14 protein-coding genes and 1 pseudogene are annotated in these 15,117 nt (G+C 72.8%); 7 read left to right on the top strand and 8 right to left on the bottom strand.

Annotated elements, in window-relative coordinates:
* Positions 1-417 precede the first annotated feature (417 nt).
* Positions 418-705 (bottom strand): annotated as a pseudogene (locus tag MQN93_RS34435) (acyl-CoA dehydrogenase family protein); the annotation flags it as partial.
* 302 nt (positions 706-1,007) lie between these two features.
* On the bottom strand, positions 1,008-2,147 hold the full coding sequence (locus tag MQN93_RS34440) for an acyl-CoA dehydrogenase family protein (RefSeq protein ID WP_242712588.1): 1,140 nt from the start codon (positions 2,145-2,147) through the stop codon (positions 1,008-1,010).
* A gap of 48 nt (positions 2,148-2,195) precedes the next feature.
* Here MQN93_RS34440 and MQN93_RS34445 point away from each other — a divergent pair, with 48 nt between their 5' ends.
* From MQN93_RS34445 to MQN93_RS34455, 3 genes are read left to right on the top strand one after another with little or no spacing between them, the layout of a single operon-like run.
* Complete coding sequence (locus MQN93_RS34445; RefSeq protein WP_242712589.1) at positions 2,196-2,987, top strand: SDR family oxidoreductase; 792 nt, start codon at positions 2,196-2,198, stop codon at positions 2,985-2,987.
* A gap of 26 nt (positions 2,988-3,013) precedes the next feature.
* Positions 3,014-3,637 (top strand): TetR/AcrR family transcriptional regulator, encoded by a 624-nt coding sequence (locus MQN93_RS34450; RefSeq protein WP_016435920.1) that lies wholly within the window; start codon positions 3,014-3,016, stop codon positions 3,635-3,637.
* Between the two features lie 23 nt (positions 3,638-3,660).
* A complete protein-coding gene (locus tag MQN93_RS34455; protein ID WP_242712590.1) occupies positions 3,661-4,818 on the top strand; it encodes an acetyl-CoA C-acetyltransferase in 1,158 nt (385 codons plus the stop codon).
* 65 nt (positions 4,819-4,883) lie between these two features.
* Here the strand turns inward: MQN93_RS34455 and MQN93_RS34460 are convergent, their stop codons facing one another.
* The 4 genes from MQN93_RS34460 to MQN93_RS34475 all read right to left on the bottom strand — a co-directional run bounded on the left by MQN93_RS34460 (position 4,884) and on the right by MQN93_RS34475 (position 8,353).
* Entirely contained in the window at positions 4,884-5,948 is a 1,065-nt protein-coding gene (locus tag MQN93_RS34460) for an NAD(P)H-dependent flavin oxidoreductase (RefSeq protein WP_242712591.1), read from the bottom strand.
* 70 nt (positions 5,949-6,018) lie between these two features.
* Positions 6,019-6,759, bottom strand: a complete 741-nt coding sequence (locus MQN93_RS34465; protein WP_242712592.1) for a CoA-transferase subunit beta — start codon at positions 6,757-6,759, stop codon at positions 6,019-6,021.
* Entirely contained in the window at positions 6,756-7,571 is an 816-nt protein-coding gene (locus tag MQN93_RS34470) for a CoA transferase subunit A (RefSeq protein ID WP_016435924.1), read from the bottom strand. The genes MQN93_RS34465 and MQN93_RS34470 overlap by 4 nt, the downstream gene beginning before the upstream one ends.
* Positions 7,568-8,353 carry an enoyl-CoA hydratase family protein gene (locus MQN93_RS34475; protein ID WP_242712593.1) on the bottom strand — a complete coding sequence of 262 codons (786 nt, stop codon included), beginning with the start codon at positions 8,351-8,353 and terminating at the stop codon, positions 7,568-7,570. Before MQN93_RS34475 ends, MQN93_RS34470 begins: the two co-directional genes overlap by 4 nt.
* A gap of 55 nt (positions 8,354-8,408) precedes the next feature.
* On the opposite strand from MQN93_RS34475, the gene MQN93_RS34480 reads away from it, so the two are divergent.
* Entirely contained in the window at positions 8,409-9,149 is a 741-nt protein-coding gene (locus MQN93_RS34480; RefSeq protein WP_242712594.1) for an SDR family oxidoreductase, read from the top strand.
* A 1-nt stretch (position 9,150) separates the two neighbouring features.
* Positions 9,151-10,086 carry an SDR family oxidoreductase gene (locus tag MQN93_RS34485; RefSeq protein ID WP_242712595.1) on the top strand — a complete coding sequence of 312 codons (936 nt, stop codon included), beginning with the start codon at positions 9,151-9,153 and terminating at the stop codon, positions 10,084-10,086.
* A gap of 799 nt (positions 10,087-10,885) precedes the next feature.
* On the opposite strand, the gene MQN93_RS34490 is transcribed toward MQN93_RS34485, so the two are convergent.
* Together MQN93_RS34490 and MQN93_RS34495 are read right to left on the bottom strand one after the other, a co-directional pair.
* Entirely contained in the window at positions 10,886-11,782 is an 897-nt protein-coding gene (locus MQN93_RS34490) for a hypothetical protein (protein ID WP_242712596.1), read from the bottom strand.
* A gap of 106 nt (positions 11,783-11,888) precedes the next feature.
* Positions 11,889-13,646 (bottom strand): glycoside hydrolase family 35 protein, encoded by a 1,758-nt coding sequence (locus MQN93_RS34495; protein WP_242712597.1) that lies wholly within the window; start codon positions 13,644-13,646, stop codon positions 11,889-11,891.
* 132 nt (positions 13,647-13,778) lie between these two features.
* Between MQN93_RS34495 and MQN93_RS34500 the strand changes: the two genes are divergently transcribed.
* Together MQN93_RS34500 and MQN93_RS34505 are read left to right on the top strand one after the other, a co-directional pair.
* Positions 13,779-14,681, top strand: a complete 903-nt coding sequence (locus tag MQN93_RS34500; RefSeq protein WP_016435930.1) for a helix-turn-helix domain-containing protein — start codon at positions 13,779-13,781, stop codon at positions 14,679-14,681.
* Between the two features lie 11 nt (positions 14,682-14,692).
* Positions 14,693-15,043, top strand: coding sequence for a chorismate mutase (locus tag MQN93_RS34505; RefSeq protein WP_016435931.1), 351 nt, complete (start codon positions 14,693-14,695; stop codon positions 15,041-15,043).
* The last annotated feature ends 74 nt before the right edge of the window (positions 15,044-15,117 follow it).

Below are 15,117 nucleotides of genomic sequence, written 5' to 3' on the forward strand. Positions count from 1 at the left end.
GGGAGGGGGCGGGACCGGCGCGGGAGGGTGTGAGTTCGGCCCGGGCGGGGGCGAGTTCGGCGCGGGCGGGTGCGGGGCCGGCGCGGGAGGTTGTGGGGCGGATGTGGCCGGGTGCGGTACCGGTGCGGCTGGGTGTCGGGCTCGGGTGGGTGGGTCGGCCGTGGTGTGGGGCAGCCTGCTCGGTCGGTCGGCCGGGGTGGGTGGCCCCTCCGGGTGGTCCGGCGGGGGCGTGACGTACAGGGTGGCCGCGGGCGGCGGCCCCGGCACCGCAGTGCACGGGTCAGCGACCGCCAGGAGTACGTCGGCCATGTCCGCGTCGAGCGCGTACCGGCCTGTCGTGAAGGTGGCCACCGACGCGCCGGAGGCCAGCGCGGGCAGCAGGCGTTCGGCGCGGCAGGCTTCGTCGAGGCCGTCGAGGAGCACAGCAGCCGCGACCGTCTCCACCAGTGGGCCCGGCACCGCGTGCCGCCCCAACTCGATGAAGGCGACGGTGAGTTCGACGGGCCGCAGGCCCATGCCGCCGTACTTCTCCTCGACCGCCAGGGAGAAGACCCCGGCCTCGGCGATACGGGACCACAGGGCGCGCCCGCTCGTGTGGTCACCGCGACTCCAGTCCCGTACGACCGAAGGCGTGTCCGCCGCCGTCAGCATCGCGTCCAACGAGGCGGCGAAGGCACGCTGTTCGACGTCCAGCAGAAAGCGCATCAGCGGCGTCCTTTCGTGGAGCCCGGCTGTCCTTCGGGCTTCCGCGCGGTCACCCTCGCGCGCGTGGCCGCGTCCCCTGTGCCGGTGGACCCTTCGTGCATCAGCGGCGTCCTTTCGTGGAGCCGGGCTCCTTATCGGGCTTCCGCGCGGTGACCCTCGCGCGCGTGACCTCGTCCCCTGTGCCGCCGGAGTCTTCGTGCATCAGCGGCGTCCCTTCATGGACCCGGGCATTGCTTCGGTCCTCCGCGTCGTCACCCTCGCGCGCGTGACCGTGCCTCCCGCCCCGGCGGAGCCCGTGCGCATCAGCGGCGTCCCTTCGGCAGCCCCAGGAGGCGTTCGGCGATGATGTCGCGTTGGATCTCGTTCGTGCCTGCGTAGATGGGGCCGGCGAGGGAGAAGACGTAGCCCTCGGACCAGGGGGTGTCCGCGAACTCGCCCTCCTCGCCCAGCAGATCGAGCGCCGTCTCGTGCAGGGCGAGGTCCAGTTCGGACCAGAAGACCTTGTTGAGGCTGGACTCCGCGCCGAGGGGATCGCCCTCAAGGAAGCGGGAGGCCGCCGCGTGGGTGAAGAGCTGGTATGCGCGGGCGCCGATCAGGGCGTCGGCCACCCGGTCCTCCTCGTGCCGCGGGCTGCCGCGGTCCGTCCAGAGCGTGCGCAGCGCCTCGGCGGCGGCGAGGAAGCGGCCGGGGGAGCGGAGCATCAGCCCCCGCTCGTTGCCCGCCGTCGACATCGCGATCCGCCAGCCCTGGCCGGGCTCGCCGATCACGTCCTCGTCCGGGACGAACACCTCGTCCAGGAACAGCTCGGCGAACGCCGGCTTCCCGTCGAGCCGGCCGATCGGGCGGACCGTGACACCGGGGGCGCGCAGGTCGAACATCAGATAGGTCAGCCCCTGGTGGGGCTTGGGCAGGTCGGGCTCGCTGCGGAACAGCCCGAAGGCCCGGTCGGCGAACGCGGCCCGCGACGACCAGGTCTTCTGGCCGCTCAGCAGCCAGCCGCCGTCCGTGCGCCGCGCACGAGACCGCAGGGACGCCAGGTCCGAGCCCGCCTCCGGCTCCGACCAGGCCTGCGCCCACACGACCTCGCCGGTGGCCATCGACGGCAGCACACGCGCCCGCTGCTCCTCGGTGCCGTGGTCGAAGAGGGTCGGCGCGAGCAGACTGATGCCGTTCTGCCCGACGCGGCCCGGTGCGCCCGCCGACCAGTACTCCTCCTCGAAGAGCAGCCAGCGGACCAGGTCCGCGCCCCTCCCGCCGTACTCCACCGGCCAGTTGACGACCGACCAGCGGTCCGCGGCGAGCTCGGCCTCCCACGCGCGGTGGGCCGCGAACCCCTCCGCGGTCTCCAGGGACGGCAGAGCGGCGCCCGGCACATGGGCGGCGAGCCACGCCCGGGCCTCGGCGCGGAAGGCCTCTTCTTCCTGCGTGAAGGCGAGATCCATCGACTGCCATCCTTCCCTAACAAGTGTTTGGTAGGTTAGCGTGGAGCCATGACAGTCGTCGAGAGGCCTGTGTACGAACCGGGGCACGGCCTGCTCAGGGGCCGCACCGCCGTCGTCACCGCGGCCGCCGGCGCGGGCATCGGCGGCGCGACCGCACGGCGCTTCCTGGAGGAGGGGGCGCGCGTGCTGGTCAGCGACGCGCATGTGCGGCGGCTCAAGGAGTACGAGGCAGAGCTGGCCGGTGAGTTCGGGACGTCCCGGGTGACCGCCCTGCCCTGCGACGTTACCGACGAGAGCCAGGTGCAGGCCCTCTTCGACACCGCCGTCCACGAGCACGGACGGCTGGACGTGGTGGTCAACAACGCGGGACTCGGCGGCACTTCGCACCTCGTCGAGATGAGCGACGAACAGTGGGGCCGCGTCCTCGACGTGACGCTGAACGGCACCTTCCGCTGCACCAGGGCGGCCCTGCGGCTGATGCGCGAGGACGGACGCGGCGGAGTGATAGTCAACAACGCCTCGGTCGTCGGCTGGCGCGCCCAGGCCGGCCAGGCGCACTACGCCGCCGCGAAGGCGGGCGTCATGGCGCTCACCCGCTGCGCGGCGCTGGAGGCCGCCGAGTTCGGAGTGCGGGTCAACGCCGTCTCGCCGAGCCTCGCCATGCATCCGCACCTGGTGAAGGTGACGACCCCCGAGCTGCTGGAGGAACTGACCGCACGGGAGGCCTTCGGGAGATACGCCGAGCCCTGGGAGGTGGCCAACGTCATCGTGTTCCTGGCGTCCGGCTACTCCTCGTATCTGACCGGAGAGGTCGTCTCCGTCAGCAGCCAGCACCCCTGAGGACCGGAGCGGATCACAATGGAAGCGTGCCGACCAAGAAACCGATCCGGAAGAAGCCCCAGGTGACCGCCGCCCCCGCCAGGCGCCGCGAACTCCTCGACACCGCCGCCGAGGTCTTCGCCGAGCAGGGCTACAACGCCACCACCGTACGCAAGATCGCGGACCACGCGGGCATGCTCGCGGGCAGCCTCTACTACCACTTCGACTCCAAGGAATCGATGCTGGAGGAGATCCTGCGCAGCTTCCTCGACGAGCTCTGGGGCGGCTACGACGCCGTCCTGGAAGCCGAGTCGGGGCCGCGGGAGACCCTGGAGGCCCTGGTCACCGAGTCGTTCAGGGAGATCGACCGGCACCGCGCCGCCGTCGCGATCTACCAGAAGGAGAGCAAGCAGCTGGTCGCGCAGGAGCGGTTCGCGTTCCTCGCCGAGTCGCAGCGCAAGTTCGAGAAGGCGTGGCTGTCCACGCTGGAGCGCGGGGTCGCCGCCCAGGTCTTCCGGGCCGACCTCGACGTCCGGCTCACCTACCGGTTCGTGCGCGACACCGTGTGGGTCGCCGCGTCCTGGTACCGGCCGGGCGGACAGCACAGCCCGGAGGAGATCGCCCGGCAGTACCTCTCGATGGTGCTGGACGGGATCGCCGTACGCGAATAGCCCTTACTGCCGAGGGAGTTGCCATGGTCGAGGCCTACATCGTCGAAGCCGTCCGCACGCCCGTCGGGCGGCGCCGGGGTGGACTGAGCGACGTCCATCCGGCCGACCTGGGCGCGCATGTACTGAAGGAGCTCATGGCGCGCGCGGGGGCGGACCCGGCCGCCGTCGAGGACGTCGTGTTCGGCTGTCTGGACGCGGTGGGGCCGCAGGCCGGGGACATCGCGCGGACCTGCTGGCTGGCGGCCGGGCTGCCCGAGGAGGTGCCGGGTGTCACCGTCGACCGGCAGTGCGGCTCCTCGCAGCAGGCCGTGCACTTCGCGGCGCAGGCCGTGCTCTCCGGCACCCAGGACCTCGTGGTCGCGGGCGGCGTGCAGAACATGTCGCAGATCCCGATCGCCTTCGCCACCCGCCAGGCCGCCGAGCCGCTGGGCTTCACCCAGGGCCCGTTCGCCGGCAGCGAGGGCTGGCGGGCGCGCTACGGCGACCGGCCCGTCAACCAGTTCGCCGGCGCCGAGATGATCGCCGCGAAGTGGGGGATCACCCGCCAGGACCAGGAGGAGTTCGCCCTGCGCTCGCACCGGCGGGCGCTGAGGGCGATCGACGAGGGCCGCTTCGAGCGGGAGACCGTGGCGTACGGCGAGGTCGCCGTGGACGAGGGGCCGCGCCGGGACACCTCCCTGGAGAAGATGGCCGCGCTGGGGCCCGTCCTCGACGGCGGGACCGTCACCGCCGCCTGCTCCTCACAGGTCTCCGACGGTGCGGCGGCGCTGCTGCTCGCCTCGGAGCGGGCGGTGCGCGAGCACGGGCTCACGCCACGCGCGCGCGTGCACCACCTCTCCGTACGGGGCGAGGACCCGATCCGGATGCTCACCGCGCCGATACCGGCCACCGCCCACGCCCTGAAGAAGACCGGCCTGACCATCGACGACCTCGACCTCGTCGAGATCAACGAGGCTTTCGCACCCGTCGTCCTGGCCTGGCTGAAGGAGACGGGCGCCGACCCGGAGAAGGTCAACGTCAACGGCGGCGCGATCGCCCTCGGCCATCCGCTCGGCGCGACCGGCGCCAAGCTGATGACGACGCTCCTGCACGAACTGGAGCGCACGGGCGGGCGGTTCGGGCTGCAGACGATGTGCGAGGGTGGCGGTCAGGCGAACGTGACGATCATCGAACGGGTCTGAGGGCGCCGGAGCGCCGGAGCGCCGGAGCGCCGGGAGCCGCGTCGGCGGCCCCCGGTGCGTCCGCGTCACGCGCGAGTGGAAGCACCGCCCGCCGCCAGCGCGCCGATGACCTCGTTCGCTTCAGACATCACTGTCCGCACCAGCTCCGCGCACGACGGCAGGTCGTCGATCACCCCGGCGACCTGCCCGGACGCCATCACGCCGAGGTCCGTACGGCCGTCCACCATCGACGACTTGAGCAGCATCGGGGTGTTCGCGGCGAGCAGGACCTGACTCCAGGACAGCTCCTTGCCGTGCCTGAGGGCGAGGCCGTCGCGCACCATCTGCCGCCAGGTGAGCCCGGAGAGCCTGCGGAACCCGGCCGCCCGGCGCACGGCGTGCACCAGGGTTCGCGCGCGCCCGGAGCTCTCCAGCGTGTCCACCAGGTCCGTACGGAGCATCCGGTGCGGCAAGCCGTCCACCGCCGTGGTCACGGTGACGTCCTTGACGGTCGCCGCCAGATAGCGGGCCTTGACCGCGGCCGGCACCGTCGAGTCCGAGGTGAGCAGGAACCGCGTGCCCATCGCGACGCCCGCCGCCCCGTACGCCAGCGCCGCGACCAGTCCCCGGCCGTCGAAGAATCCGCCCGCCGCCACGACGGGTGTGCGCACCGCGTCCACCACCTGCGGCAGCAGCACCGTCGTCGCGACCTCGCCGGTGTGCCCGCCGCCCTCACCGCCCTGCACGATCACGGCGTCCGCACCCCAGGCCGCGACCTTCTCGGCATGCCGCCGTGCGCCCACGGACGGGATGACGATCAAGCCCGCCTCCTTCAGCTCCGCGATCAACTCGGCGGAGGGGGCGAGCGCGAAGGACGCCACCCGTACGCCCTCCTCGATCATGATGCGCACCCGGTCGCCGGCGTCGGAGGCGTCGGCCCGCAGATTGACCCCGAAGGGCGCGTCGGTACGGGACCTGACCTCCCGGATCGCCTCACGCAACCGATCGGTGGACATGGTCGCGGACGCCAGAATGCCGAGGGCGCCCGCATTCGCCACTGCGGAGACCAGACGCGGCCCCGCCACCCAGCCCATGCCCGTCTGCACGATCGGGTGCCGCACCCCGACCAGCCGGGTCAGCGCGGTCTGCATCAGGAACCCGCCCTTCCGCCACGAGCGATCGGGTCGTGTATCCCGACCGGCCGGGTCCGCTCCGTCTCCCTCACGAACCGACCTCCCTGGCCCGGGTGTTGCCCGGGTCGATCACCTCGCGGATGAGGTGGAGCTCCTCCGGGGTGGGTTCGCGGGTCGCCGGGACCTCGTCCGGCACGGTCAGCTCGAAGGAGGTCGCCTCCCGGACCTGTTGCAGCGTGACGCCGGGGTGCAGTGAGGCCAGTCGCATCGAGTGGTCCGGGGTGGCGAAGTCGAAGACGCCCAGGTTGGAGACGACGCGTGGGATGCGGTGGTGGCGTGCTCCGTCGGCGTGGTCGTAGCCGACTCCGCAGACCATGTCGACCCGTTCGACGAAGACCCGCCGGGCGTGCCTGGGGACCCAGTAACTCGTCGGGTTGTTCAGGGTGTTGACCGGCGCGCCGCGCACCCCGAGCAACTGCCGTTTCGGCCGCTCCCAGTCGCCGATGCAGGAGATGTTCTGATTGCCGAACCGGTCGATCTGGCTCGCGCCCATCATCACGTGCCGCCGGCCGCCGGTGACCAGTGCGAGGTGTTTGCGGTACGGCACCCAGCCCTCGGTCGTCCCGTCCGGACGGACGAGCAGCGCCTCACCGTCGGTCAGGAGAAGGTCCGGTGCGAAGGTGAGCCGCGCCAGACGGGCGCCGACGGCGGGGATCAGGCCCATGGGGCCGGCCAGCACCTCGCCGTTGCCGCGCCAGGCCTCGGCGCAGGCGATCACGCAGTACTCGGCTCGGGTGGGCGGGAGGAGGGCGACACGGGTGCCGGTCATGACCGCGCCCCCTCGGACGGGGCGAGATGCCGTGCGGCGTACTCCGGCCACGGCGTCGTCGCGTACTCCCGCTGCGCGTCCTCGTCCCGGCCGTAGTCGGGTGCGCAGGAGGTGAAGTGCGCGCCGTTCGGCGCCTCCACGACGCCCGTCACCGTGTGCCGCTGGACCAGCAGGGTCTGCGGGGCCGCCTCCTTCGTCAACTCGGCCGTGTCGACGATCCGTTCACAGCTCATGTACGCCGCCTCGGCCGCCTCGCAGAACAGGTCGTCGAAGTACGGGTCCGGGCCCAGATACTGCCCGTTGCCCAGCCGGTCGGCGCGGTTGAGATGCACCAGGGCGGCGTCCAGCCGCAGGGCGGGCATCGCCACGAACGTCTCCCCGTCCTCGTACGGCGAAGTGACCGTCCGCAGACCGGGATTGACCCGCATCACGTCCGATCCGATCCCCGCCCGCACCGGCAGGAACGGCAGCCGGTTCGCCGCCGCGTGCAGCCCCCACATGAACATCGCCTCGTCGACCTCCATCAGCTCGAAGGCGCCCGACTCCCGGGCCGCGCGGTAGTGCGGTTCGAGGGGGATCGAGTCCAACGTGACGAAGGGCGCGACCAGTTTGCGGATCCGCCCGGCGGCCGCGAGCATGCCGACGTCGGGGCCGCCGTAGGAGACGACCGTGAGGTCCGTGACGCCGGACCTCAGCAGTGCTCCGACCAGGGCCATGGGCTTGCGGCGCGAGCCCCAGCCGCCGATGCCGAGCGTCATGCCGCTCTCCAGCCGGGAGACGGCCTGCTCGGCGGTCATCGTCTTGTCGGTCACTGCGTCCCTCCCGAAGACGTCCCGAAGGTGTCCCGCACCCGGTCGGCCACCCCGACCGCGCTCGCCTCGTAGGTGAATCCCTGCTCGAAGCGGTAGCTGCGGCGTATGTCGACGGGGTCGATGCCGTTGATGGCGGACTTGGCCAGCCGCAGCAGCTCACCGTCCTTGGCGGCGATCTCGTGCGCCAACTCCAGTGCCGCCGACCGCAGTTCCTCGCGCGGCACGACCTGCCACACCGAGCCGTGCCGGTGCAGTTCGGCCGCGCTCACGGTGCGCGAGGTGTAGTACAGCGCGCGCATCAGATGCTGCGGGACCAGCCGGGCCAGATGCGTGGCCGCGCCCAGGGCGCCCCGGTCCAGCTCGGGCAGTCCGAAGGCGGCGTCCTCGCTCGCCACGATGATGTCCGCGTTGCCCACCAGGCCGATGCCGCCGCCCAGGCAGAAGCCGTGCACCGCCGCCACCACCGGCACGGCGCACTCGTACACCGCCGCGAACGCCTCGAAGCAGCCGCGGTTGGCGGCGACCAGGGCGCTCGTGCCCCGCGCCTGTATCTCCTTGATGTCCACGCCGGCGTTGAACCCCCGCCCCTCCGCGGCCAGTACCACGCAGCGCACCCGCGGGTCGCGGCCTGCCGCGCGCAGGGCGTCGGCCAGGGCGAACCAGCCGTCCGCCGGCAGCGCGTTCACCGGCGGGAAGTCGACCGTCACGACGGCGATGCCCTCCTTTCCCTCACTCCCCTCCATTTCCGGCCCGTTTTCCGGTGACGAGGTGGAGACACTCATGGGCGCATCAGCTACCTTTCCACCAAACGTTTGTTAGGTGGAAGGGTAGCCGCGCATGGGACTGAACGGGAAGGTCGCGGTCGTCACCGGCGGCACCCGCGGCGTCGGGGCCGGGATCGCGAAGGCCTTCGTCGAGGCCGGCGCCGAGGTCGTGACGTGCGCCCGCAGACCGCCCGAAGAGCCCGTCGGGGGAACGGAGTTCGTCTCCGTCGATCTGCGCGACGCCGACGCCGTGCGCGCGTTCTTCGCCGGGCTGCCCCGCGTCGACGTGCTGGTGAACAACGCGGGCGGCGCCCCGTACCGCAGGCTCGACCAGTCCGGTTCCCAGTGGCACGCCCGGGTCGTCGAGCTCAACCTCCTCACCCCGCTGACGGCCTCGCTCGCCGCGTACGAGCAACTGCGGCGCGCCCGGGGGTCGGTGGTGATGATCGGCAGCGTGAGCGGCACCCGCCCCTCGCCCGGCACGGCGGCCTACGGCGCGGCGAAGGCGGGTCTGGAGAACCTCGCGCGCTCGATGGCCGTGGAGTGGGCGCCCGAGGTGCGGGTCAACACCCTTGTGGTGGGCATGGTCCGCACCGAACTCGCCCATCTCCACTACGGCGACGAGGACGGCATCGAGGCCGTCGCGCGTACGGTGCCGCTCGGCCGGATGGCCGTGCCCGCGGACGTCGGCGCGGCGGCCGTCTTCCTCGCCTCCGACGCCGCCGCCTACATCAGCGGGGCGAGCCTGCTCGTGCACGGGGGCGGGGAACGGCCCGCCTTTCTGGACGCGGCAACCACCCACAGGGAGCGGTGAGATGAGCGGAATCTGCGAGGGGCGGGTCGTGGTCGTCACCGGCGCCGGGCGCGGGCTCGGACGGGCGCACGCGCTCGCGTTCGCGGCGGAGGGGGCGCGGGTCGTCGTGAACGACTTGGGCGTGGGGCTGGACGGCACGCGCGGCGGCGGCAGCCCGGCCGGGCAGGTCGTCGAGGAGAGCGGTCCTGCCGGGCAGGTCGTCGAGGAGATCCGGGCGGCGGGTGGGGAGGCGGTCGCGCACGGCGGCGACATCGCCACCACCGAAGGGGCGGCCTCCCTGATCGCGGCCGCCCTGGAGACGTACGGCCGCCTCGACACGCTCGTCAACAACGCCGGGTTCCTGCGCGACCGGATGCTGGTCAACCTCGACGAGGACGACTGGGACGCGGTGATGCGCGTCCACCTCAAGGGCCACTTTCTGCCGCTCAGGCACGCGGCCGCGCACTGGCGGGCGCAGGCCAAGGCGGGGCGCACACCAGTGGCTCGCGTCGTCAACACCAGCAGCGGAGCGGGCCTGTTGGGGTCGGTCGGGCAGGGCAACTACAGCGCCGCGAAGGCCGGAATCGTCGGGCTGACGCTGGTCGCGGCCGCCGAACTCGCCCGCTACGGCGTCCAGGTCAACGCGATCGCGCCCGCGGCCCGCACCCGCATGACGGAACGCACCTTCGCCGAGACCATGGCCGCTCCTGCCGGCGGCTTCGACGCGATGGCCCCCGAGAACGTCTCCCCACTCGTCGTCTGGCTCGGCTCGGCCGCAAGCACGGGCGTCACGGGCCGCGTCTTCGAGGCGGAGGGCGGCCGGATCACCGTCATGGAGGGCTGGCGCCCTGGCCCGAGCGCCGACAAGGGGGCACGCTGGACCCCGACCGAGGCGGGCGAGACGACCCGGAAACTACTGGCGGAGGCGGGGGTGCCGGGGGCGGTGTACGGGGCATGAGGCGCTCGGCCGGCCGGCCGCGCAGCCGGTGGGTTGACCGCACGGGCGGTCGTGCTCGGCCGGTTGGTCGGCCGTGCAGCCGGTGGGTTGACCGCACGGGCGGTCGTGCTCGGCCGGTTGGTCGGCCGTGCAGCCGGTGGGTTGACCGCACAGTCGGTCGTGCTCGGCCGGTCGGCCGGCCGCACAACCGGTGAGTGGACCGCACAGCCGGTCGGCCGGCTGCCGGGCTCGCCGCGCCCTGCTCGGGCCGGCACCTGCCTCATCGCACCGGCCGCGACCGACGACCACACGCACCGGGGCCGGCCGCTCCTGCCAGGGCTGATGATCGCTGAGGCCGGGACGGTGCTACGCGACCCCGCTGGGTCCGCCGGTCCGCCGGGTCTGCCGGTCCGCTCTACGCGTCGGGTCCGCCGGTCCGCCGGGGCAGCCGTACGCGCCGGGCCCGCCAGTCCGCCATACGCGTTGGGTCCGCCGGTCTGCTGGCCCGCGGGGTCCGCCGGTCTGCCGTATGCGTTGGGTCCGCCGGTCTGCTGGCCCGTCGGGTCCGCCGGACCGCCGGACGACGGGACAGCCGTACGCGTCGAGTCCGCCGGATCACGGGACAGCCGTACGCGTCGAGTGCGCCGGTCCGCCGGACTGCCGTATGCGTCGGGTCCGCCGGACCGCCGCTCCGCCGGCCCGCCGTACGCGCCAGGCCCGGTGGCGTCGCGGATGATCGCGGCCCTTGCCGCGAGTGCGGCGCTGTGCGTGGTTCTGCGGGGGCGGGGCCCGGCAGGCCTCCGGGCCGCCGTAGCGTCCGCTACGTGTCGCACTCCAGCACCGTTCGGCACAGCCCGCAGCGGGCGCGGACGCGGCCCCGGACCGGTACCCGGATGCGTTGGTGGCAGGTGGGGCACGGGAAGGAGACGCGCAGGGGGCCGCGGCCGTCCGGGGTGAAGGAGTAGGCCGTGCCGGGGTGTGAGGTGGGGGAGTGGTGGTCCTGGGCGTGGCGGCGGTCGCGGGCGTAGCGGCGGCGGCCCGCCCAGCCGGCCGCCGTCAGCGGGGGCTGCTGCTCGTCGTGGCGGGCCTTGGCCATGCCCCGGGTGTAGGCCTCGTAGGCCTGGGGGCTGGTGAACCAGATCGACGGGTCCTCGTCGAAGATCAGCGCGCGTTTGGCCAGGACGTAGCCGAACTCCTCGGGCGTGAGATACCCGAGCTTCTGCGAGGACGCCGAGTCCTCCCGGTAGGCGTCCAGCAGCAGCCAGCCCGCGCCCAGATACGTCGTCGCCGTGTCCGTGAGGATCTCGTTGGCGCGCGTGCCGGGGAACGACAGATCCAGACGGTGCAGATAGACGTGCATGATCTCGTGCGCCAGAGCGGCGCCGATGTCCCGGCGGTGGGTGCGGAAGCGGTCGTTCAGCTCGACGAAGTACTCGGGGCCCGCGGCGAGTTCGATGTTCGCCGCGTGCTCCATCTCCCGGAAGCCGACGATCATGTGGGCGTCCGGGAGGTGGTAGTGACGGACCAGCTCACGGGCCACGCGCTGCGTGCCCAGATGGAGATCGTCCGTGTCGGCGAAGGCCACGTCCGCGGGGGCGACGCTCCCCGAGAACGTCTGGATCGTGTCGTACGACAACCGCTTGTAGAGCGCGGTGATGGCCTCCCGCACCGTCTCCAGGTGTGGGAAACCGTGCTCGACCGGTCCGCCGTTCGCCACGCCAGAACCCCCAGGACGCCCTGCACCCGATCCCACTCTACGGGGAGGTGAGCGGATTTTCCCGGCCGTTCTCCCGGGCATGCCCGCGGCCGGAATCCTGGACGCCCTACAGGCCCCGCAGCAGCACACCCCCGGCCCCGGCCGGGTCCGAGCCGTCCAGTTCCAGCAGCCACACCTCGTTCTCGCCCTCGCGCAGCACGGGACCGGGCACGTACAGCGAGCGCTGCGGGCCCACGGACCAGTAGCGGCCCAGACAGAATCCGTTGACCCAGGCGAACCCGCGCCCGCGGCCCGGCAGTTCGAGCCGTGCGTCCCCGGCGCCGCGCACCGTCACGGTGCCGCGGTACAGCCCCGGGCCGCCGTCCAGCGGAAGCGGCCCGAAGGGAATGTCCGTGATGTCGTCCAGCGCGTCCAGCCGCAGCCCACGCGCGCGTACCCCGTGCAGATACTGCCGCTCGTGCAGCAGACCACCGGTGATGCCCTTGGCCTCCCCACTGCGCGGCCCGTAGTTCACGCGCCCCAGGGACTCCACCCACAGCTCCACGCGCGCGTGCCCCGCGACCGGCTCCTTGAGCTGCTCGTCGCCCTCGGTGAGCACCCCCGCCCGCTCGCCGTCGACGTACACCACGGCCAGGTCCCGCAGGCCGCGCGCGATCAGCGGGTACGGCTGCCGCGGGCCGGGCACCGTCACCGCGTAGCGCACGAGCCCCCGGTCCACGTCCAGCTCCTCGAAGGTGGGCGGCACGGGAGCCGACCTCTCCGGACCGCCCCGCGCCTCCAGTACGACGTCCAGGGGCGCCCACCCGGCCAGCTCAGCCTCGGCAGGGGCGCCCAACCGCGCGGGCGGGGTGGGGGGTTCGGGCAGCGGGCCCTCGGCGTACTCGGCGAGGACCTCGCGCATACGCCAGAACTTCTCCGTCGGCCGTCCGTACTCGTCGACCGGGGCGTCGTAGTCGTATGACGTCACGTCCGGCTCCAGCGGTCCCTCGTGCAGGTCGCCGCCGCCCCGGTTGGCGCCCGCCCAGCCGGCGAAGCTGGTGCCGCCGTGCGCCATGTAGAGGTTGACGGAGGCCCCGCACTGAAGGATTTCCCGCAGGGCGGCCGCCGCGTCCCCGGCGTCGCGGGTGGCGTGCTCGCCGCCCCACCGGTCGAACCAGCCGCACCAGAACTCCATGCACATCAGCGGCCCCTCGGGGCGGTGGCGGCGCAGCGTCCGGAACGCCTCACGCGCGCGGGAGCCGAAGTTCACCGTGGCGAGCACCCCGGGGATCGCACCGCCGGTCAGCATGTGGTCCTCCGCCCCGTCGGATGTGACCAGCGGAACGGTGACACCCAGCTCGCGCAGCAGGCCGGCCAGCCGGCGCAGATACGCGGCGTCCGAGCCGTAGCTGCCGTACTCGTTCTCGACCTGCACCAGGACCACCGGTCCGCCGCGGTCGATCTGCCGCGGCACGATCTCCTGCAGCAGACGCGAGAACCAGCGCCGCACGTGCGCCAGATACGTCTCGTCGCGGGTACGCACGCGCGTGCCGAGCTCGCCGGTCAGCCAGTGCGGCAGCCCGCCGTTCTCCCACTCGGCGCAGATGTACGGCCCCGGACGCACGATCGCCCACAGCCCCGCCCGACGGGCCGCGTCCAGGAAGCGGCCGAGCGCCGCCACGTCCCGGTGCTCGCCCGGCGCCGGCTCGTGCAGATTCCAGGGCACATACGTCTCCACGCAGTTCAGGCCCATCGCCCGCAGCATCGCCAGCCGGTGATCCCAGTGCGACTCGTGCACCCGGAAGTAGTGCAGCGCGCCGGACAGCAGCCGCACCGGCCGCCCGTCCAGCAGGAAATCCCGGTCCCCGACCCCGAACTCGCTCATGCGCCCCACCCTCGCTCGCGGGCGGCGATCATGTCCATGGACAAAGATCACCGCCACTTGGACCGAAACGAGACGCAGACACGTGGACCGAAACGAGACGCAGACTTGAGTGACGCAAGGAAGGGGCGCGGGATGTACCAGACCTGGATGCGGTTCTTCACGCCCGGACCGGCCCACCACCGGCTCGGTCTCGTCTGCCTCGGCGTGGGCCTGCAGTACGGCGCGCTGCCCACCGTCGGCCCCCGCACCCTCGACCACCATGTCGCCGTCGTCGTCAGCGCGGGCGGCGGCTGGTACCTCGCACCCGACGGCACCCGTACGACCGTCACCGCGCCCGCCCTGCTGTGGCTCACCCCCGGCGTGCCGCACCACTACGGCGCCGGTCCCGACGGCGGCTGGGACGAGGGCTTCGTCGTCTTCTCCGGGCCCGCCGTCGCCACCTACACCGAACTGGGCTACATCGAGCCGGACCGCCCCGTCGTGCCCCTCTCCGACGCCACCGGCGCACGCGGCGTGATCGGCCGCATCGCGCGGGCCGCCCGGCGCGGCAACCCCCTGCTGGAGGTGGAGACCGGCGCCGCCGTCCACGAACTGCTCGTCGCCCTGCGCCGCGCCAGAGCCGACCTCGCCCCCGGCGGCGACCCCGTCCTCAAGGCGCTCGCCCGCGACGCCTGTCTGCCCATGTCGGTCGCCGAGCACGCCGCCCGGCACGGCATGACCCCGGCCGAGCTGCGCACCGCCGTGCGCCGCGGCGCCGGCTGCAGCCCCAAGGACTATCTGCTCGGCATCCGCCTCGGCCGCGCCAAGGAACTCCTCGCCGCCACCGAACTGCCCGTCGCCGCCGTCGCCCGCCGCGTCGGCTACGACGACCCCGCCTACTTCTCCCGGCTGTTCACCCGCCGCGTCGGCATGCCACCCGTGCGCTTCCGCGCACAGCAGTACCGCACCGTCCCCGGCGGCTGGAGCGACCAGGTACCCGACCCCGACGATCCACCGATGATCGAAGCCCCGCCCGCCCCCGAGAGCCTGCCCTAGGGTGGACCCCCATGACCACCAGCAACACCGGCACCCAGGACGTCGACCCCGCCGTCCGCGAGGAACTGTCCAGGCTGCGCGACAGTATCGACAACATCGACGCGGCCGTCATCCACATGCTCGCCGAGCGCTTCAAGGCGACACAGCAGGTCGGCCACCTCAAGGCCGAGCACCGGCTGCCGCCCGCCGACCCGGCCCGCGAGGCCCGCCAGATCGAGCGGCTGCGCTCGCTCGCCGAGAGCGCCAAACTCGATCCGGCGTTCGCTGAGAAGTTCCTGAATTTCATCATCGCCGAAGTCATCCGCCACCACGAGCGCATCGCCGAGGACGCCGTGAACGGCTCCGCAAAAACGGCGAATTGACCTCGGCAGATGCCACTGAGGGCGTGACACGGGGGCCCGCGCGAGGCATGCTGCGCTGTGCACTCCTTGTCAGC

The sequence above is a fragment of the Streptomyces spinosisporus genome (genome assembly GCF_022698145.1).
Lineage (GTDB): Bacteria > Actinomycetota > Actinomycetes > Streptomycetales > Streptomycetaceae > Streptomyces > Streptomyces spinosisporus.